Origin of the sequence: Congregibacter brevis (assembly GCF_045689245.1) — a bacterium.
Taxonomy (GTDB): Bacteria; Pseudomonadota; Gammaproteobacteria; order Pseudomonadales; family Halieaceae; genus Congregibacter; species Congregibacter brevis.
On the sequence record NZ_CP136865.1, the window covers coordinates 2,791,558 to 2,811,905 of the forward strand.

The following is a 20,348-nucleotide window of genomic DNA, read 5'->3' on the forward strand; positions in this document are numbered from 1 at the left end:
TGCTCCTCAAGCTCTTGATCAGACGCTGCTAACCGTAGCGCCCGGTAATGTAGTCTTCTGTTTGGGATTCGCGAGGATTAGTGAAGAGTGTATCGGTTTCTCCAAACTCCACCAATCGCCCCAGGTTCATAAAGGCAGTCATGTCAGAAACACGTGCCGCCTGCTGCATGTTGTGCGTGACAATCACAATCGTGTATCGGGTCTTCAGCTCATAAATGAGCTCTTCGATACGCAAGGTCGAAATGGGATCGAGCGCTGATGCGGGTTCATCGAGCAACAGCACCTCAGGCTCTACCGCAATCGCCCGGGCAATCACCAACCGCTGCTGCTGCCCTCCCGATAGTACGACAGCATTCGCGTCCAAACGATCCTTAACCTCATCCCACAATGCAGCAGACCTTAAAGCCTTTTCAATCAACTCATCCAAGACTCTTTTTTTGTTGAGACCTTGAATTCTCAGGCCGAAGGCAACGTTTTCGTAAATACTCTTTGGAAAGGGATTGGGAGATTGAAAGACCATGCCAACACGTCTGCGCAAGGTCGCCACGTCGACGCCTTTCGCGTACACGTCTTCACCATCAAGCCACACATGCCCACTAATGATACTTCCCTCAATGAGGTCATTCATGCGGTTAAAACACCGCAGGAGACTCGACTTACCGCAGCCTGAAGGGCCAATGAACGCTGTCACGCGTTGTCTTGGGATCTCCAGGCTGACATTGTGCAGCGCCACATTCTGACTCCGTTGGTAGTGCAGGCTCAAGTCGTCTACCTGCAGACAGACGTCAGAATCCCTGGAAGGAGTCGGAGCCCGTTTAAGAGCCTTCACATCGATACTGTGGCTTTTCATCTAAACGGCTTCCTGTGGTTTAAAGGCGTTGCGCAAACGACTTCGTAACAAAACTGCGGCAATATTCAAAAGCAAAGCAATAACCACTAATAGCAGGGCTGTGGCGAAAACCAGCCCCTCTACAGTTTCAATGTGTGTACTTTGGAACCCGAGGTCGTACACCGAGAACCCCAAATGCATGAACTGTCGATCCAAATGTACGTACGGAAACTCTCCGCTCACTGGCAAGCCCGGCGCATACTTGGCGACGCCCACTAACAGCAACGGCGCAACTTCACCAGTTGCCCTCGCCACTGCCAAAATCAGTCCCGTGAGCACCGCGGGTGACGCCGCTGGCAAGACTACGTGCCATAAGGTTTCTGCGCGCGTGGCACCCAAAGCGAGGCTTCCCTCGCGCAGACTGCTAGGCACACGCGCCAGGCCCTCTTCTGTTGACACAATAACTACCGGAAGCGTTAACAAAGCCATAGTCAGCGCGGACCACAGCATACCCGGCGTACCGAGCGTAGGCGCGGGAAGCCTGTCCTCAAAGAGCAACGAGTCCAGCGACCCGCCAACGGCATATACGAAGAATCCCAAACCGAAAACCCCGTAAACGATGGAGGGAACCCCGGCCAGGTTGTTGACGGCGATACGAACCAAACGCGTCAACGGGCCACGCTGGGCGTACTCTTGAAGATAGATCGCCGCAAGAACTCCCAGAGGAGAAACAATAAGCGCCATCAAAATAACCAGTACAACCGTTCCCAATATCGCGGGGAACACGCCCCCTTGAATGTTACTGCGCCGGGGGGACTCACTTAAAAATCGGCCAATAGCGGACAAAAAGTGCGTGGCTTTTTCCGGGAGATTCATAGCGTTAGGGGCAAAGGCCGTCCTGATCGCGCTTAAGGGAATCTCCACGATAAGACCTGACGCGAGCCGAACCTGTAAAAAACTGCCGCTTAGCGGTGATAAGGCAAGGTTTTCTGTCGCGTCCTCGATAATGGCGACCTGTGCATCAGGAGACAGGTCACCAAGAGCCTGCGACTGTTCTGAGCCTTTTACATTGAGCGCAAAGCCGAAGATAGGCCCCTGCCCTTCACGCTCAATAGCCAACGCATTCACCGGGGCCCTTCGATCACTGAGACCCGCCTCGTCAATCCAGACCAACGGAGAGTCGAAAAAATCTTCAGCCCCACGATGGAGCAAAATGCGATTGAGCCCCTGCAAACCTGCAGGCTCTTGATCAAGGATGACACCCAACTGCGTCTGCGGGCCCGATTCGACACTTTGCAAGAGCAACAATGGCTGCGGCCAAAAATGCGTTAAGCCACGAGTCGCAAGCAGCGATAAAAGACCGAACAAAACCAGTAATGCAAACACTACTGCCCCGGCGCTTAGCCAAACCATAGGCTCCGCTCGCCGCACTCCAGCCTGAAGAGTCGACACATTGGTTAACGGCTTAGCGGTTGGCATAGGCATAGCGCAACCGCTGACGGAAAAGTTCGGCGACGGTGTTCAAAATGAATGTTAGGCCAAAGAGCACCAGTGCCGCTAAAAACAACAGTCTGAACTGGACACTCTCTGACCCTGCTTCGGGTAGCTCCACGGCGATGCTTGCACTTAGACTACGGAGGCCTGAAAAGGCACCAGGGTCCATCAACGGAGTATTCCCCGTCGCAAGAAGCACGATCATCGTTTCCCCGAGACCTCGCGCCAGACCAATCAGAAGTGCCGACAGTATTGCCGGAGACGCCGCGGGGAGAACCACCCTCGCGAGGGACTGCCAGCGCGTAGCGCCCAGGGCAAGGCTGCCGTCGGACAGACTACGAGGAACCGCAAAGATTGAGTCCTCTACGATGGAAAACATCACTGGCGTAATTGCAACGCCCATCGCCATGCCGACTAACAACGCATTCCTTTGCTCGTAAGCTATCCCCCACTCGCGCCAAAGCCAGTCACGCAATGAGACCTCAAACAACCAGCTCTCAAAGTAAGAAGCGTTCATGACAAGCAGCGCAACTGCGGCTAAATACACGATGGCAACAATCGCCATTCTCGGCGGCCGACGCTGAAACCTCGGTGAGAGGAGCTGCAACAGTAAGTGAATCAGTGACAGCAGGATGGGGAGCCCCAATAAAAGCACCGGGAGTAACAGTATAGGCAGCAGATAATCCAGCAACAGAGGGGCCAGCCACAGACCTGCAATAAAGCCCAACACTACCGTCGGGAACGCTTCGAGAATCTCGATACTCGGCTTGATGCGATTTCGGATACGTGGAGGCAGAAAATATCCTGTGTAAACCGCGGCTCCCAAGGCGAGAGGTACAGCCAGAAGCATTCCGTAAAGCGCTGCTTTAAACGTTCCGAAAAGTAGCGGCGATAGGCTTAACTTGGACAGAGCACCAATGGCCGCACCGTCAGGGTGCCAGAAGTGCGCTGGTGCATCGTAGGCGCCAAACCACTGAGGTAACCAAAGACTCCTCCACCCTGTTTCAGGAAAAGGATTGCGAATGCCTACGCTGATCAAATCGGCATCAGTGATGCGATAAACTGCGCTGCCATCCGCGACGATGCCGAAGTCTCCGGTGCCCGCAAGCTCGGGAACGGTTCTTCGAAGAAGTTCTTCACCGCTGCTTGGCACCACAACGGCAAGCTCCCCATCCTCGCCAAGCAAGTAGCTTACCCGACGCCGAGACTCACTCTTTAGCCATCGCACCTGCATAAATGTCGGTTGCGGCTCCCCCAATGACGGCAACGACGGGCGAGCCACATCAAAGCGATGCAGCTGGTTCAACTCATCTACTATCAATAGAGTTTCGTAGTTTGGGCCCCAGGCGACACGCTTGGATGGGCTATCAAGCCCTTCCAGTGAACCCCGTACCGCTCGCTCCGCTTCACGATTGGGTTGCCACCACACATATGAGCGGTCTTTCACAACAACGATTGTTCTCGACGCCGCATCCACGCGGATTACGCCGCCGGCGAGCAACCCGTCTAGGGGAGCAAAGCGGTGAACTGCGGCTTCGTCATCAATGGACGTATTCACTTCACCCGCTACGAGGCGGCCTTCTTCATCAAAGAAGGCGTAGAGCAGCCGTGGGCCGACACTAGCGATGCTCAGATTCTGTGACGATACAGCACCTACACGGATCCTAAGTCGCAACTCCAGTTCGGCAATTTCCTGCCCCTCCTCGGCAACCAGCGCCGGGGTCGTTAGCACATATAAGTCGTGACCACTTAAGTAAACGGTGTGCTGATCTGTGCTGCGTAGTCTACCGTTCGGGGTGACAATACCCGCCGGCAACTTAAGCAGCCGGCCCCCGGCCACCACAACCTCAGTTTCCAAGGGCAGCTTTTGTGAGGAAGGTGCGGCCAACTTTGCGACACTCATTAGGGGCAAAGCCACGTACAGCAAGTACGCCAATATCAGCAGAATCGTAATAATGACCGTACCGCCGGCGGCACCGATAGCAACGGTCGCCAAGCGATCTCTTGCACGACGGCGTGTCGCTATTTTTGACGGGGCATCAACCACCGCTTAAGCCTAACTCTGAACGCAGACCTTCGATCTCACTGGCCGTGAGAGCGTCATAGCCCAAGCGCGCGACTTCTCGCTGCCCCTCGATACTGAATGCTACTTCCAGAAAAGCAGCCGTCAGTGTGTCGACGGGTTTATTAGGAGGACGATTGATGTATACAAACAATCTTCTGGATAGTTTTGCTTCGTCCACACTTCCGCTTTGAATGACGCGCAACCTCTTTACACTTGCGTTCAGGTAACCCGCGCTCGCGTAGCCTATACCGTGGTCGTCCATCGCTACAGCTCTCACTACAGCTGATGAGCCCACAAGACGATTAAGATACACAGCAAAGTCACCGGCACAAAGCACCTGACTACGAAAAACACTGTAGGTTCCAGAGGCAGCGCTTCGACCATAGACACTGATCACTCTCTGACTCCAGGGCGCACTCAGTGCCAGATCGCCCCAAGCGCGAATCGGCTTTTCATAGCCGCAGCGCCTGGTGCCTGAGAATACTGCATCAAGCTGAGCCGTGGTGATGCTGTCCAAGGGGTTCTCTCTATGCACGAAAACAGCAAGGGCATCCTGAGCAACGGGCACCGCGGTAGGCGCATAACCGTACTTTCGAGCAAAAGCATTGATCTCTTCGGGAGACATAGGCCGACTCATGGGTCCTATATCTGCTGTCCCTTGAACAAGGGCCGTCGGCGCCGCACCAGATCCGATGGCTCGAACCTGTACTGATAGCCTGGGATGTTGCGCAGTTACGAGCTCCGCCCAGATTGAAGTTAGAGATCCCATGGTGTCGGAGCCTGTGCTGACCAACTTCCCCGTCAGTGGCTCAGCACCATCTGCCGCCGGAAAGAAAAATAGGGCCAGCAGCAGAACCTGCGTTCTTAAGAAGTCGTGAGATTTCACAAGGGGAAATGTAAAGAGAAGCAACTCCCGCGACCGGGTTCACTCGTGATATTCAGCTCAGCGCGGTGGGATGCTGCAACGTGCTTTACGATGGCGAGACCAAGACCCGTGCCTCCGGTGCGCGCGTTTCGACTCTCATCCACACGGTAGAATCGCTCTGTAACCCGGGCAATGTGCTGCTCATCAATACCCACGCCGGAGTCCACCACGTTCAGGACGAGGGCCTCGCCCTCCCGCTCCCAGCTGACCCGTACCGGATCGTCGTCCCCACTGTACTTCAGGGCGTTGATCACCAAATTTGAAACAGCGCTTCGCAGTTCGCGATAGTTACCCGTAACCAGCTCGGTTGTTTTCATTTCAAGAACGACCAGCCGCTCTGGATGGCTGGACCGAAGCTCTTCGCGCAATTCTTCGAGCATCGCAACCATGTTCACTTCACCCGTCTCGCGATCCTCGCTAACGGTCTCGATGCGGCTCAGCCACAGAAGATCCGTGAGCAGGTTTTCCATGCGTTGTACCTGCATGTCCATTTGCCCCGCTGCCTTCTGGAATCGAGCGTCCTCAAATAGTTCACTCGCAGACAAGGTATCCAGATAACCTTTGAAGACCGTCAGAGGCGTTCTCAATTCATGAGATACGTTGCCCACGAAGTCGCGACGCATCTGCTCCATCTGCACCACTCTTGTGACATCGCGGAAAAACAACAAGAAGTCTCCGCCTGCAAAAGTAGTGATCTCGACCTGCAGTATTTGTCGGCTGTTACCCGAGTTCGGTATTTGCAAAGGCTGCTGAAATTCACCTTTGAGGAAGTAGTCGTGAAACGCGGGCCAACGCAGCAGATTCAAAACCGGCTGCCCCTGATCCCGAGGGTACTGCAAACCCAACAGTCCCTCAGCAGCATCGTTAGACCATTCTATGGCGCCACTCTGTGTAAGAATCAAAACGCCATCGCGCATCGAAGCAAAGGAGCTTCTCAGATAGTCGACGGTGGACTGCAGTCGTCCTCTGGCTTCGCGATTCTCGCGCTGTAAGCCGTAGATTGTGTCGTAGACCAGCCCCCAGATACCCGCGCTTTCTGGGGGCGCTTGATCGGGATCTTCCAGCCAACGGCGCATAAGCCAGAGCTGCCAAAGCCAAATACCCGAAAGTATCGCAAGGCCAATGCAAAGCATTTCGAGCGTGTAACCCGTCAGCCACCCCAGTACCCCCGAGGCGACCAGAACCAGTAGCAGCTTACGAAGTTCAGCACGCCAGCTGCCAGCAAGACTCAACCGGCGGGTACTCCGCGGGATGAAAAGCGATAACCGGTACCACGGACGGTCTGGATCAGACCGCTATAGTCCTTGCCCTCCACTTGCAGCGCCTTGCGCAGTCTTCGGATGTGAACATCGACGGTGCGCTCTTCCACATACACATTAGCCCCCCACACCTGGTCGAGCATCTGGTTGCGACTGTAGGCACGCTCTGGGTGGGACATAAAAAACTGCAGAAGATTAAATTCTGTGGGGCCCATATCCAAGGGTTCATCAGCCAGATATACGCGACGGCTCTTGCCATCGAGCACTAGCTCCGACACCTGCATGCGGTCCGCGCTTTCACCAACGCCTGAGCGACGCAGCAAAGCCTTAATGCGTGCAATGAGTTCTCGGGGCGCAAAGGGCTTTGTGATGTAATCATCCGCTCCCACCTCCAAACCCTGAATCACATTGTCCTCCGCCGTCTTTGCCGTCAGCATAATCACGGGAATTTCCTGCGTGGTGTCATCCCGCTTGAGGCGACGTAAAAGCTCGATACCGCTACCACCGGGAAGCATCCAGTCCAGCAGCACGATGTCAGGCCGCTGATCGACAACGATGGCATGGGCATCCTGAATATTGTCTGCTTCCAGACAGCGGTAATCGACAATTTCGAGCGCCATTCGTAACATATCTCGAATAGCAAACTCATCATCAACCACAAGAACTGTTCGCTCGCTCATCCCTACTCTCCCGCAGGACCGTTGAAGCGGTGAATCTTGCAATCCCCATATGACACAAAGATGACAGTAGACGGACTTTTCGCCACAGAAATGTCACATTCAGAACCAGTCAAACCAGCCCCTTCCCTTTTCGAGACGTTCTCGGCAGCCCGCCAACTGACGCTCATAGCTTGCCGACCGGTCCGACACTTTTCTGGCGACACCCAGCAACCAGTCCTTGGAACGGTAAGTGCCTCTCTCATATCCTCCGTGGCCTTCGTGGTAGGCCAGGTAGAGACGATAGGCATCAGTCTTTTGAATGCCATTTCGACGATATGACTGATGGTTGTACCAACCTACGAAATCGATGGCGTCTCCAAAGTCATCTCTGTCCGCGCCGTAGCGACCTGCCGAACGCTGATAGCCTTCCCAGGTCGACTCGAGAGCCTGACTATAACCGTAGGAATCTGAGGGGCGTGGCCCGGGGATAAAGCCCAAGATCTTTTTTCGTGGCGGTTTTGCATTGGCGACAAATCGGGATTCCTGATGAACGATGGCCATCATCACCGGAATTGAGCTCTTCCAGGCCTTTTCGGCATCTCGGGCATCTTCATACCAGCCCCGCTTATCATCAAAGATATTGCAGACGTTGTTCACATCTGCCGGTGGTGAAGTGGCGCAGCCGCTCAACACCACAACCAACACCAATGACAGGCTCGCGCCCGGCATCAAGTCGACTGTCGATGGTTTGGGGAGCGCCAGCCTCATGAACTGGCCTCCTCCACGCGCTTGAGGAATTCAGACTCATCTATGACCTCAACACCCAGCGATTCAGCCTTAGACAACTTACTCCCTGCGCCGGGGCCGGCAAGGAGTACGCTGGTCTTGCCGGATACGGATTTGGAAGTACGCGCCCCCAAGGCGCGCAAGGCTTCTTCTGCTTCGTCTCTGGATTGGCTTTCGAGCTTTCCGCTAACTACCCATGTTTGCCCTTCGAGAGCTCCCCCCGTGTTTTGTGCCACCATGACCTTTGGCCAGGAGACGCCCGCAGCCAACAACCTATCAAGAACCTCTTGATTAGCGCTCGCTTTAAAAAAGGCTAACAGGTGTTCAGCCACCACGGGGCCGACATCAGATACTTCAAGCAGTTCTTCAAGATCCGCAGCGCCGATTGCTTCTAGGGTGCCAAAGTGATTCGCCAATGCAAGCGCCGTCGCTTCTCCAACTTCGCGAATACCAAGGGCAAAAATGAATCGGGATAAAGTCGTTTGACGGCTGGCATCGATCGATGCCAGAAGTTTATTCGCCGACTTTTCTCCCATGCGCTCTAAAGATACTAGTGCGGTCTGATCCAACTTGAACAAATCTGCCACGTCACGGACCAGACCGCGGTCGACAAATTGCTCAACAATTTTCTCGCCCAGCCCGTCTATATCCATGGCGCGGCGGCTGGCAAAGTGCCGCACCGCAGCCTTAAGCTGCGCCGCACAAATCAACCCGCCCGTGCAGCGAAGGGTTGCCTCTCCAGCCACGCTCTCTACGGGTGACGCGCAAACAGGGCACTCGGGTGGTGCTTGTATCACCGGGGCGCTATCTAAGCGTCGATCCTCAATCACAGAAACCACCTGTGGTATGACATCTCCCGCCCGGCGAACCACCACCGTATCGCCGTGATGAAGATTCAAACGCCCGATTTCATCCATGTTGTGGAGTGTCGCATTACTGACCGTAACCCCGCCGACAAACACCGGCTCCAGACGGGCCACAGGCGTAATTGCCCCGGTCCGGCCTACCTGAAACTCAACGCCGCTTACCTTGGTCACCGCTTCCTGGGCAGGAAACTTCCTGGCGATGGACCACCGGGGTGCCCGCGCGACAAAGCCGAGCTCTCGCTGGGCTGCAAAGTCGTTGACCTTGTACACGATGCCGTCGATGTCAAAGCTCAAGGCATCCCGCTGTTCACCCAAACGACGATAGTAATCAACACAGTCTGCAAGCCCGCCGAGGCGCTCAGCGTAGCGACTAATCGGTACTCCCCAACTCGCAAAGAGCTGAAGAACATCCCAGTGTGACTCAGGCCAGCCCTCTTCCGGGTGCTGACCGGATGCGTAAGCGCAAAACTCTAGCGGTCGTCGCGCCGTTATCTGAGAGTCCAGCTGCCGTAAGGAACCCGCAGCGGCATTTCGAGGATTGACGAAGGGCTTCTCCCCCAGACGGCGGGCTTGCTCGTTAAATGCCTCAAACCCCGCCCGAGGCATAAATATCTCACCCCGAATCTCCACCTCTGGAGGCCACTGAGCCCCCTGGAGTCGCAGAGGTACCGAGCCAATGGTGCGAACATTGAGGGTAATGTCCTCGCCAAAACTGCCGTCACCTCGGGTAGCCGCTCGAACCAGAATGCCTTCACGATAAATGAGACTCACCGCGATACCGTCGAGCTTGGGCTCCGCTACTAACTCAGGAGTAGTATCCACATCCAATCGATCGACCACACGACCGAGAAAAGCACCAAGCTCCTCGTCACTGAAGGCGTTGTCCAAAGACAGCATGGGCATGGGATGCTCGACGCTTTCGAACGCACTCAAGGGCGCTGCGCCAACTCTTTGCGTCGGAGACGCAGGGTCCTGTAACTCTGGGTAGTTGCCTTCTAGCTTCTGAAGCTCTCGAAGTGCTTTGTCGTAGTCCTGATCAGGAACACTGGGCTCGTCGAGCACGTAATACTCGTGATTCCAGTGTTCGAGCTGTTTTCGCAGACCCTGGACCCGGTCTTTGATGTCGTCCTCGGCCATGCTGATCACTAGCCTCGCTGGGCTAGTAAACGCCGTTCGAGCTCGCGAATCTGCTGCCTGGAATGCTCCACGGCCTGTGTAGTGAGTACGCTTCGGGATTCGTCCAACAGCTCTCCACCCAGGTTTCGTGCAACTACCCGAGCTGTTTCGAGCATATAGTCAAAGGCCTGCGTCATATCCTCTGGCCCGGGCAGGGTAATGAAAAACACCAGCCCGCGCGTGAGCATTGCGTCCATGTTATCGATATCGAAAACACCAGGCTGTAGCATGTTTGCCACGCTGAACTGTATGGGCCCGCGACCGGCCTGCTGCTCGTGCCTGTGAAAAAAGTTCATATCGCCAAAGCGCAAATCGCAAGCCAATAAAATTTCCAGAATATCCTTGCCGGAAAAGCCCTCGCTGTCGCGCGACATCACGTGAAGAATAATAACTTCGGTTTCCACAGGCGACGGGGTTTCCGCAAGGACGGTTCCATCATCCTCGTCTTCCGAGGGAATATCATTGAGCCAGTCGAGATTACTCGGCTCGCCACTATCAGCGCGCATTCCCGCCATCGACGACAAGCTATCGTTTTCTTCTGCTGTCGCTTCCGGCGGTTCACTAATCGAGGCATCTGCCTCACCTACGTCACTGGAACTATCGACCGTCGCAGTGCGTTCGGACCCAGTAGAAGTTGGAGAAGAACGTGTCTTTGAAAGTGAAGGCGTCGCTGCAGGATTGTCGCTTGACGGACCGAGGCCGTCGCTTCCCAAAAGATCTTCGCGGCTAACGATTCGCGCGCCACCATTCGGTAGCTCACGAAACACGGCAAGATCATCAGCGGGCTCAGCCCCCTCACTCTCTGGCGCAAGCTTCATGCGCACACGTTCTCGCTGCTGGCTGCGCATTCTTCGCCAGGCGTCAATCATCACCGCGAGAATCAAAAGACTCCCGACAAGTACCATTCCGTCGCGCAAAGTTACTTCAGGCACGGGTTTGTTTACTCCTCCCCAACATCTATGAGCCAAACGCGCGAGGGCGCTCGCGTGATTCTAGCTCGCCGCCAACTCTGCGGCTTCTTCTACATCCACGGTCACCAGACGCGAAACACCGGGCTCATGCATCGTCACACCCATGAGCTGATCCGCCATTTCCATGGTGATCTTGTTGTGGGTGATAAAGACGAACTGCACCTTTTCGGACATTTCTTTGACCATGCGTGCGTAACGGCCCACGTTAGCATCATCTAATGGCGCATCGACCTCATCCAACATACAAAATGGTGCTGGATTAAGCTGAAATATCGAAAATACCAACGCGATCGCGGTAAGGGCCTTCTCTCCACCTGAAAGGAGATGGATCGTACTGTTCTTCTTACCCGGTGGCTGCGCAAGGATAGACACGCCGGTATCCAGCAAATCTTCGCCTGTCATTTCGAGACTCGCTGCACCGCCACCAAACACTCGTGGGAACAGCTCCTGAAGACCCGCGTTTACTTGATCAAAAGTGTCTTTGAATCGATTTCGGGTTTCTTTGTCGATCTTTCGAATCGCCGCCTCAAGAGTTGCGAGGGCAGACTCAAGATCTTCATTTTGCGCATCGAGGTAACGCTTTCGCTCGGACTGTTGTTGATACTCGTCAACCGCGGCGAGGTTGATGGGGCCCAATCTGGCAATACGGTTAGCGTAACGTTCCAACTCGCCTTGCCATGCTGACATATCAACCTCGTCGGGGAGTTCGGCAAGCAAGGTCTCAAGGTTGCCCCCCAATTCTTCGAGCTGCCCCTGCATCGTGTTCTGCTGATGCTCTAGCCCTTGAAACGCAAAGCGCCGTGACTCAAGTTTCTCACGCAGGCTCGCTGCACGTTGCTCGATCTGCATTCGCTCTTGCTCTGCCTCACGCAGAGTGTGCTCTATATCTGCCAGAGCCTGACGCGCGGTCGTCAGTCGAGTCTCGGACTCCAGCCGAAGTGCTAATTGCTCTTCGAGATTTTCTCGCAAACCTTCGAGGGGTTCGTCGTTTTCAAGGCGCGCACCTCGCAAAGTCTCAAGGCGCTCTCCGAGACGCTCAACCTGTTCTTTACTGCGAACCAGCGCGCTACGAATAGTCTCACTCTGCGTAACCAATGATTGATGACGGAGGGCAGCTTGGTGAGACGCGTCACGGCTTTGGTGCGCCTCGCTGCGGACAGCATCAAGGGCGCTACGCAAACCCTCGCGCATTGCCAACCGGGACTCTCGATCCGCCGTATTCCCATCCATTGTTTCGATAGCCGATGACAGTTTGGTGCGGGCTTCGCCAATCGCACTCTGCTCCTGTTCGAATTGTGCGCGGAGTTCGGTCACCTCGTGGTCGAGACGCGTTCGACGGGCAAGCACCTGCTCCTGCTTAGCTTCCTCAGCGCGTACACGGGACAAAACATCAGATCGCGTACGAACCGCATTATCTGACTCTGCGCGCGTCGCTTTAAGCTGCTGCTCCGCCGTCGCCAGTCGCTCTTCAGTGTTGGCAAGATCGGATTTCGCGGCCAACTCTGTTTGGCTAAGCTGTTCAATTTCTGAGCTCAGCGCCTCAAGTTCCTGTTGCCGAGCAATCAGGCCTGACTCACTTTCGCCCCCTTTGAGAGAGCGGATCCAGTTACGACCGAACCACCGCCCATCGGGCGTGATAAGAGACTCACCAGGAGCAAGGAACGCGCGATTCGCCAAGGCTTCCCCGCTCGTTTCGGCGCAGCGAACGCCGGCCAGCAGTGCACGTGCGCCACTCTCGCCACGAAGTTTCGCCGCGAGTGAGTTCTCTGCATAAGCGGTGTCGGCAGATACCTCGAACAGCGTCAGGTCACCGCTAGCTAACTCACCCAGTGCGGCTTCCAAGGAATCGACGCTGTCGACACAAATACCTTGCAAAGCGCCGCCCAGCACCACTTCTACCGCGTGCTGCCAACGCTCTTCAACGTGAAGGTCATCCAACAGACGAGGGTTATCACTGAGACCTCTTTGACGCAGCCAATCACCCACTTTGCCGCCTTCCGCTCGCTCTTTTGCGGCCTGCTGCAGCGCCTCCAGCGAAGCTTCCCGGCCGCGCTGTATCTGCAAGCTGGATCTAACGGTGTTGAGCTCTTCCTGCCGTTCGCGGCGCTGGTTGCGCAGTTGCGTAACGTCGCCCTCAAAGCCCTGGAGCTTTTCGGCAAGCTCCTCGGTCACCTGGTTGGCGATATCTAACTCACCGTGCAGACCATTGAGGATCTCGACAGCCTCGCCATCGTTCTGCGACGCGCGCTCCTGATCCAGCTGCTCGAGGCGTTTCTGCAGGCGTGCCAACGAATGTTCTAGGTGTTGTATGCGCGACTGCTGCACCTCAGCCTGCTGCCGGGGTACCGCGGCCTTTTGATTGAACTCGTCCCAATCCGCTTGCCAGGATTGCATTTTGGCTTCAGCATCCGCCAAAGCGGCACTGGCGCTCGCAGCGGTGCTCCGCTGTGACTCCAGAGCCGGCCCCAGAGTAGCCAGCTCCTCTTCCCAGCCGGCGAGCCGATCTCCGTCCTCTTCAAGATGTGCCTTTGCCTGTTGCAGGCCTACCTCGGTGCTTCTCAAGTCATCGTTAATCTGTTCCGCTTTCTCGCCCTGGTAACGAATCTCCTGCTCAACGCGGCTTACTTCGGCACCAATGGCATAAAAACGCCCCTGCACCTCTACTAACGCGTCGTTACGTTCACTGTGGGTGAGACGATGCTGTTCCAGTGCCGTGTCTACGCGCTGTTGATCCGCATAAACCCCTTCCAAACGCACCTCGTGCTCGCCAACTTCGTGCGCTGCCGCGGCGTGCTGTGCCTGAAGATCGCGCAGCTGCGCCGCCATCAACTGCTGTTTGAGTGCACGCTCCTCAGCCTTCAGGTTCTTGTACTTCTCTGCAGCCTGTGATTGACGCTGAAGGTGTTGCAGTTGCCGCTCCAGCTCATCGCGCAGATCGGTTAAACGCTCGAGGTTTTCAAGGGTGCGACGCATCCTGGACTCAGTTTCCCTGCGCCGTTCTTTGTACTTGGATATACCCGCAGCTTCTTCGATAAAAATCCGAAGCTCTTCCGGTTTGGACTCAATCAGGCGCGAAATCATGCCCTGCTCGATGATCGCGTAACTGCGCGGCCCAAGCCCCGTACCCAAAAAGATATCGGTGATGTCTCGCCGCCGGCACTTGGTGCCGTTCAAAAAGTACTCGGACTGCCCGTCTCGCGTTACCTGACGCCGAATGCCGATCTCAGCGTAGCTTGCGTACTCACCTCCAACACCGCCATCGCTGTTGTCGAACACCAACTCAATCGACGCCTGCCCCACCGGCTGACGGTTGCCCGATCCGTTAAAAATAACGTCGGCCATGGATTCGCCGCGGAGGTTCTTCGCGGAGCTCTCACCCATAACCCATCGAACGGCATCAATAATGTTGGATTTTCCGCAGCCATTGGGACCAACGACGGCGCTCATATTGCTCGGGAAGTGCACCGCAGTGGGATCCACGAAGGACTTGAAGCCTGCCAGCTTAATAGACTTTAGACGCATCTAACTTTAACTTTCCTTCGTAAATGCATGATTTTTATGAATGTTTATTATATTTTTGGGTGTCGACCTGCAGCGTTGTACACATTCTGACCACTAGATGTAGTGTATCTGCTTTGCGGGAATAACACTATGCCCGATGAGCAATAGGCTCAATCACCCTGGCCAGCGGCTTTCCATTCGATCTGGACCACCGCATCGTCACCGCCTGCAGAGATTGGCGCTGCCGCTCCCGTATACGCAGCGTTCGCCGCACCGGGCTGGCCATTCAGTGAGATCTGGGCTGACACGACGACGTCCCCGGCCTGACTCAGCAACTGGCCCGCCATGGAATCTCCGTCACTTAGTCGAAAACTGATGGGAAGCTGCCCCGCCCGCAAGCGACGCACCGCGATAGGCATACCACCCACGGCGCCCGCGGGTCGTGCGAACACGAAAACGCTAGCCTGAGGATCCAAAACTTCTCCCCCCGGTAGCGACAGAGAAACGGAAATACCCGATGAGGACTGATCCGCCTCCTTAGCTGGCGCAACCGAAGAAGCGAGACCACCGCGCTCCTCGGCCACCGCAATCGCTTGGGCAAGCATTTCGTATCCCGGAGACCCCGCCTCTTCCTGCGCCTGAAGCCGGCTCCAGTAATTTACAGCGGTACCGAAAGCACCGACCTCAAAAGAGGCCATACCCAGCAAACCCAGGGCAGTACGTTGCCCCGGATCCACAGCCAGTGCACGCTCCGCCAGCAATTGGGCCTCGTCGTCTAACTCCCTATCCGACGCCAGAAAACGTGCTTGCGCTGCCATAGCCAGCGCTTGTGGATCCTCTGGAGCCTTCTCTGCGAGCAAAGCAAAACTCTCCATGGCGGCTGGGAAGTTTTCACCAGCCATATACAGTTGCCCCAGGAGACCCAGATATTGGAGGTTGTCTTCACGAGCACGGCTTCGCTGTGCGATGCGAGTGAGGAGCGCTTCTCGCGTAGCGTCAGAGTCCTCAGGCGTGAGCTGACTCAGCTCCTCGTAGATCAGCACATCTTCCATCGAACCCACTTGCTGGTAGATAAGCCCCGCAACTAAGATCACCGAAACGAGCAGTACAAATCCCAGGCGCCTGACACCGGAATCATTGAGCTCAGTCGCCACGCCGCCAGCCCCAGCGTCCTCTAGAAGGCGTAAGCGAGCGTCATCGAGGAGCTGTGTATCTTCCCCCTCAAGCTCTTTTTCGCGCTGTACATACCAGCCCAGGTTCGGATCGCTGGCATCAGCGGCGCGAGGAGCGCTGCTTTTACGGGACAATAAAAGCCCCGCAGCAATGAGGCATAGGACGGTAGCCCCGAGAAGAAACCCCGTCATGGAGTATTACCCTTGTCGCTAATCATTTGTTCTAGCCGTTCACGCTCTTCTTTCGTGAGAGTTTCCTTACTGGGCTGCGCACCACCACGCCCCCTTCGCAACAGCAAAAACAGCAACACAACACCCGCGGCAAGCATGAGCGCAGGGGCTAGCCAAAGCCACATAGCCGCACCGCGAGTATCCGGCCGATAGCGGACAAACTCGCCGTAGCGAGCCACCATATCGTCAAGGATAGCGTCGTCAGTTGCCCCCTCTTCTAACTGCGCGTATACGAGGGCACGCAGGTCTTGAGAGATGGGGGCGTTAGAGTCCGCGATATTCTGATTCTGGCACTTGGGGCAACGGAGCTCTTGGCTCAGGACTCGGTAACGCTCCTCCAGTTCCGGGCTCGAAAACTCATAAGTCTCTATGACGGCAAGGATCGGTGTTGACCAGAGGGCGCTCAAGAGTACCGCGATGATGCCAAAGCGCATGGGGAAAACCTCTTTAAACATCAGGAGTCGCTTGGCGTCGCCAACGCGTCATAGATAGCCTTTAAACGCCCCGTCCACACACGCTCATCAATGACACCCACGTGGCGGTAGCGAATCACACCTTTGGCGTCGACGAAGTAGGTCTCCGGCGCGCCATAGACACCAAGATCAAGACCAAAGGTCCCCTGGGCATCCACTATGCTCTCCTGGTAGGGATCACCCAGCTGCTCAAGCCAGCCCCGCGCTGCCGTTGAATCATCCTTGTAGTTCACCCCGTAGATCAGCACCCCCTTATCAGCTAGGCGCTGGAGATAGGGATGCTCGACGCGACAGGATATACACCAGGTCGCCCAAACGTTGAGCAGCAAGGGCGCACCCAGAAGATCAGAGTCTGTCAGCGTTTGCTCATCACTGAGTGCAGGCAGCGTAAACTCTGGGAGAGGCTTATCAATAAGCGCCGAAGGCAGGGCTTGAGGGTCTAGGGACAAGCCTCGAAACAACAGCACCGCAAGCAGCAAAAACAGTCCTAGAGGGACAAACAGTTTAAGCCTGGACGACATTCGACGCCCCCGATACCGCACTACTCTGAGTTACCTGACGGCGGTAGCGACGATCCGTCACAGTGAGCAAGCCTCCCGCTCCCATAAATATCGCTCCCAACCACATCCATCGCACCATCGGTTTGTAGTGCAAGCGTATGGCCCAGGCACCCTCACTACCCACGGGCTCCCCCATGGCTACATAAAGATCCCGAAACAAACCGCCATCGATAGCGGCTTCGGTCATCACAGAACCTGACGCCAGATAGCGCCGTTTTTCTGCGAGCATCGTGCTGACTTGTTGGGTATCTCGATACACCACGAAACGAGCGCCGTCAGCTAGATAGTTTGCGCCGCGCAGGCGCACAGTCTCGATAAACTCGAAGCGATAACCCGCAAGGATTTCTGAATCTCCCGGCGCCATACGTAGATCGCGTTCGATGCTGTACTGAGAAGTGGCGATGACGCCAATGATTGCCATCGCAAAGCCACAATGAGCCATAACCATGCCCCAGTAACTAGGAGACTGGCGACGGAGGCCTCGCAGCACACCGGGGCTGTTGCGTGTGCGTTCACGAAAATCCTGAACAAGACCGGCAATCAACCATCCAGCCAGCACCACCGCCAACGCCACCCAAACGTTGTAGCCCTGGTCACTCAACAGAGGAAGACTGACACCGCAGGCAAGAACCACAACCGCGGGTACAAGCATGCGGCTGCGCCAGCGATAGACACTGTCATCACGCCATTTGGAAATTGGCCCCACACCCATAAACGGCACCAAGCAGGCCATGAGGGGAACAAACACGGCGTTGAAGTAGGGAGCGCCCACGGAATATTTGCCCTGTCCCAAGGCGTCCATCAACAAGGGGAACAATGTTCCAAAGAGTACTGTCAGCGTCGCCACGAGAAACACAACGTTGTTGACGAGCAACAGTGACTCTCGAGACACCGTTCCAAAACCGATGCGACTTCTCACTGAGGGCGCACGCACCGCATAAAGGGTAAGAGAACCGCCTACGACCAGTGCGAGAAAGACTAGGATAAACAGTCCACGCTCGGGATCCGCGGCAAACGCGTGTACCGAGGTAAGGACACCGGAGCGCACTAAAAACGTCCCTAAAAGACTCAACGAAAAGGCAAAAATAGCCAGAAGCACAGTCCAGCTCTTAAACAGGCCCCGCTTCTCTGTCGCGGCAAGGGAATGGATAAGCGCGGTGCCCGCCAGCCACGGCATGAACGACGCATTCTCCACCGGATCCCAAAACCACCAACCGCCCCAACCAAGTTCGTAATAGGCCCACCAGCTGCCCAGCATAATTCCCAGGCTCAGAAACGCCCAAGCGACATTCGTCCAGGGCCTCGACCATCGTGCCCAAGCGGCATCTAGACGCCCTCCCATCAAGGCTGCCACGGCGAAAGCAAACGCGACACTGAAGCCCACGTACCCCATGTAGAGCAGCGGAGGATGGATGATTAGCCCCGGATCCTGCAACAAGGGGTTGAGATCGTTGCCATCGGCGGGAACCCCTGGTAACAGGCGTTCAAACGGATTCGACGTGAAGAGTGAGAACGAAGTAAAGCCAACGCCAATAAAGCCCATAACCGACAACACGCGAGCGAGCATCACCGTCGGCAAGCCGCGGCTAAAGGTGGCTACCGCTGCAAGCCAGAAGGATAAAATAAGCACCCAAAGTAGCAAAGAGCCTTCATGGTTCCCCCATACGGCTGAGAATTTATAAATAGGTGGTAACAGGCTATTGCTGTTTGAGGCGACGACCTTCACGGAGAAGTCGTCCTGTAAAAAGGCGATAGCCAAACAGACGAAGCTAATAAGGCAAAACACCGTCACCGCTGTCGCTAGTGTCGGTGCCAAACGCATGGCTGCGTAGTTACCGCGCCACGTACCCCACAAAGGAACAATCGTCAAAGCAACCGACATCAGGAGGGCAATTACCAGAGCGAAGTGACCCAACTCAGGAATCATTGACTGACTCCAGCGGTGGCGCTGTTTTTCAAAGCCTCGGCGACTTCCGGAGGCATGTAGTTCTCGTCATGCTTTGCCAGAACCTCATCGGCGCGGAGCACACCGTCCGCACCGAGACGCCCTGATGCCACGACACCCTCTCCTTCCGCGAAGAGATCCGGGAGAATACCCTCGTAGACCACTTCAACCGTCGCACGATAGTCGGTGACCGAAAAACGCATTTCCAGGGACTTATCGGACCGCCAAACACTCCCATCTACCACCATCCCACCCACACGGATGGGCGTGTCGACGGGGGCCTTCCCCGCCGCGACTTCAACCGGTGGATAAAACAGGTTTATGTTTCCACGCAGGGCGTAAGCAGCAAGCCCAACTGCCGCCGAAGAGAACAGCACAATACTGAGAACCACCCAAAGGCGTTGCTTACGGACTGGATGCATTAGTTCAGGATAACTCCACGCTAGAAGCCGACTCAGACTGCTGCTGACGGCGGTACTCGCCCCGCAGCTCTCGGAGTAGGCGTCGTTTTCGAAGGACCGGGGCTACGATAAGCAATGCAATTACCGCAAGGCTCAACCCATAAGCGGCCCACACATAGGGGCCGTGCCCGTCCATGACTAAAGCTGCACTGACGCTATCAAAATACATATCAGCCGCCCTCTCCTACCAAACGCTGAACCCAGCCTGTGCGACGCTCTCTATGCAATATTTCTGCGCGCATATTGGCAAGCAAAGCACAGGTAAATAACAGGTAAAAAGAAACGATACACAGCAGTAGCGGGTAGAGCATGCTGGGGTCTATGGTGCTTTCGCCGGTAAATTTGATGGACGCGGGCTGATGGAGGCTGTACCACCAATCCACAGACTTATAGATGATGGGAATGTTGACCGTGCCCACCAGAGCCAAAAGAGCGCAGGCTCTCGCCGCCGCGGCCTTGTTATCGTAGGCCTCGTAGAGTGCCATGACGCCTAAGTATAAAAACAACAATATCAACATTGAGGTGATTCTTGCGTCCCACACCCACCAGGTACCCCAGGTTGGCTTACCCCATATAGAGCCGGTCACCAAAGCCACAAAGGTCAGTGCCGCCCCTACTGGCGCGGCCGCTAACATGGCAACGTCAGCCATTTTCATCTTCCAGATCAAACTTACGGCGCCCGCAATCGCCATAACGTAATAGCCAGCCAAGGCCACCACGGCAGCAGGCACATGGATATAGATGATTCGGTAGCTATTGCCCTGCCGAAAGTCGGGGGCGGTATAGAACAGTCCCCACACCACCCCTGTCGCAAGCGCGACAAGCGCCAGCGGCAAAAGCCAGCGCAAAATGCTACCGGCTATGCCGTACAACCACGGGGGAGAACCCAGCTTATGAAAGAACGTCCACATGCTCGAATTATACTCGGGGCCAACAGTGGGAACAAAGTAAGCTGAGCCTCAAGGACAGCAGGAC

General features: G+C 55.7%; 17 protein-coding genes. All 17 read right to left on the reverse strand.

Annotated elements, in window-relative coordinates:
* Positions 1-28: 28 nt before the first annotated feature.
* The 17 genes from pstB to R0137_RS12470 all read right to left on the reverse strand — a co-directional run bounded on the left by pstB (position 29) and on the right by R0137_RS12470 (position 20,284).
* Positions 29-850, reverse strand: a complete 822-nt coding sequence (pstB, locus tag R0137_RS12390; protein ID WP_407326715.1) for a phosphate ABC transporter ATP-binding protein PstB — start codon at positions 848-850, stop codon at positions 29-31.
* The gene (gene pstA, locus R0137_RS12395) at positions 851-2,314 is read right to left on the reverse strand and encodes a phosphate ABC transporter permease PstA (protein ID WP_407326716.1); all 1,464 of its coding nucleotides are present in this window, start codon (positions 2,312-2,314) and stop codon (positions 851-853) included.
* Positions 2,295-4,319 carry an ABC transporter permease subunit gene (locus tag R0137_RS12400; protein WP_407326717.1) on the reverse strand — a complete coding sequence of 675 codons (2,025 nt, stop codon included), beginning with the start codon at positions 4,317-4,319 and terminating at the stop codon, positions 2,295-2,297. Before R0137_RS12400 ends, pstA begins: the two co-directional genes overlap by 20 nt.
* 43 nt (positions 4,320-4,362) lie before the next feature.
* Complete coding sequence (locus tag R0137_RS12405; protein WP_407326718.1) at positions 4,363-5,274, reverse strand: phosphate ABC transporter substrate-binding protein; 912 nt, start codon at positions 5,272-5,274, stop codon at positions 4,363-4,365.
* Complete coding sequence (gene phoR, locus R0137_RS12410; RefSeq protein WP_407326719.1) at positions 5,271-6,545, reverse strand: phosphate regulon sensor histidine kinase PhoR; 1,275 nt, start codon at positions 6,543-6,545, stop codon at positions 5,271-5,273. Before phoR ends, R0137_RS12405 begins: the two co-directional genes overlap by 4 nt.
* On the reverse strand, positions 6,542-7,252 hold the full coding sequence (gene phoB / locus R0137_RS12415; RefSeq protein WP_008295738.1) for a phosphate regulon transcriptional regulator PhoB: 711 nt from the start codon (positions 7,250-7,252) through the stop codon (positions 6,542-6,544). The genes phoR and phoB overlap by 4 nt, the downstream gene beginning before the upstream one ends.
* A gap of 99 nt (positions 7,253-7,351) precedes the next feature.
* Positions 7,352-7,999 (reverse strand): hypothetical protein, encoded by a 648-nt coding sequence (locus R0137_RS12420; RefSeq protein ID WP_407326720.1) that lies wholly within the window; start codon positions 7,997-7,999, stop codon positions 7,352-7,354.
* On the reverse strand, positions 7,996-10,020 hold the full coding sequence (ligA, locus tag R0137_RS12425; protein WP_407326721.1) for an NAD-dependent DNA ligase LigA: 2,025 nt from the start codon (positions 10,018-10,020) through the stop codon (positions 7,996-7,998). The genes R0137_RS12420 and ligA overlap by 4 nt, the downstream gene beginning before the upstream one ends.
* Before the next feature lie 8 nt (positions 10,021-10,028).
* A complete protein-coding gene (gene zipA, locus R0137_RS12430) occupies positions 10,029-10,991 on the reverse strand; it encodes a cell division protein ZipA (RefSeq protein WP_407326722.1) in 963 nt (320 codons plus the stop codon).
* A 60-nt stretch (positions 10,992-11,051) separates the two neighbouring features.
* The gene (gene smc, locus R0137_RS12435; protein WP_407326723.1) at positions 11,052-14,552 is read right to left on the reverse strand and encodes a chromosome segregation protein SMC; all 3,501 of its coding nucleotides are present in this window, start codon (positions 14,550-14,552) and stop codon (positions 11,052-11,054) included.
* Between the two features lie 149 nt (positions 14,553-14,701).
* Positions 14,702-15,895, reverse strand: a complete 1,194-nt coding sequence (locus tag R0137_RS12440) for a tetratricopeptide repeat protein (RefSeq protein WP_407326724.1) — start codon at positions 15,893-15,895, stop codon at positions 14,702-14,704.
* Entirely contained in the window at positions 15,892-16,389 is a 498-nt protein-coding gene (locus R0137_RS12445) for a cytochrome c-type biogenesis protein CcmH (RefSeq protein ID WP_407326725.1), read from the reverse strand. The genes R0137_RS12440 and R0137_RS12445 overlap by 4 nt, the downstream gene beginning before the upstream one ends.
* Positions 16,389-16,928, reverse strand: a complete 540-nt coding sequence (locus R0137_RS12450; RefSeq protein ID WP_407326726.1) for a DsbE family thiol:disulfide interchange protein — start codon at positions 16,926-16,928, stop codon at positions 16,389-16,391. The genes R0137_RS12445 and R0137_RS12450 overlap by 1 nt, the downstream gene beginning before the upstream one ends.
* Complete coding sequence (locus R0137_RS12455; protein WP_407326727.1) at positions 16,912-18,894, reverse strand: heme lyase CcmF/NrfE family subunit; 1,983 nt, start codon at positions 18,892-18,894, stop codon at positions 16,912-16,914. Before R0137_RS12455 ends, R0137_RS12450 begins: the two co-directional genes overlap by 17 nt.
* On the reverse strand, positions 18,891-19,334 hold the full coding sequence (gene ccmE / locus R0137_RS12460) for a cytochrome c maturation protein CcmE (RefSeq protein WP_407326728.1): 444 nt from the start codon (positions 19,332-19,334) through the stop codon (positions 18,891-18,893). Before ccmE ends, R0137_RS12455 begins: the two co-directional genes overlap by 4 nt.
* 4 nt (positions 19,335-19,338) lie before the next feature.
* Entirely contained in the window at positions 19,339-19,542 is a 204-nt protein-coding gene (gene ccmD / locus R0137_RS12465) for a heme exporter protein CcmD (protein ID WP_407326729.1), read from the reverse strand.
* Between the two features lies 1 nt (position 19,543).
* Positions 19,544-20,284 (reverse strand): heme ABC transporter permease, encoded by a 741-nt coding sequence (locus R0137_RS12470; protein ID WP_407326730.1) that lies wholly within the window; start codon positions 20,282-20,284, stop codon positions 19,544-19,546.
* Between the last annotated feature and the right edge of the window lie 64 nt (positions 20,285-20,348).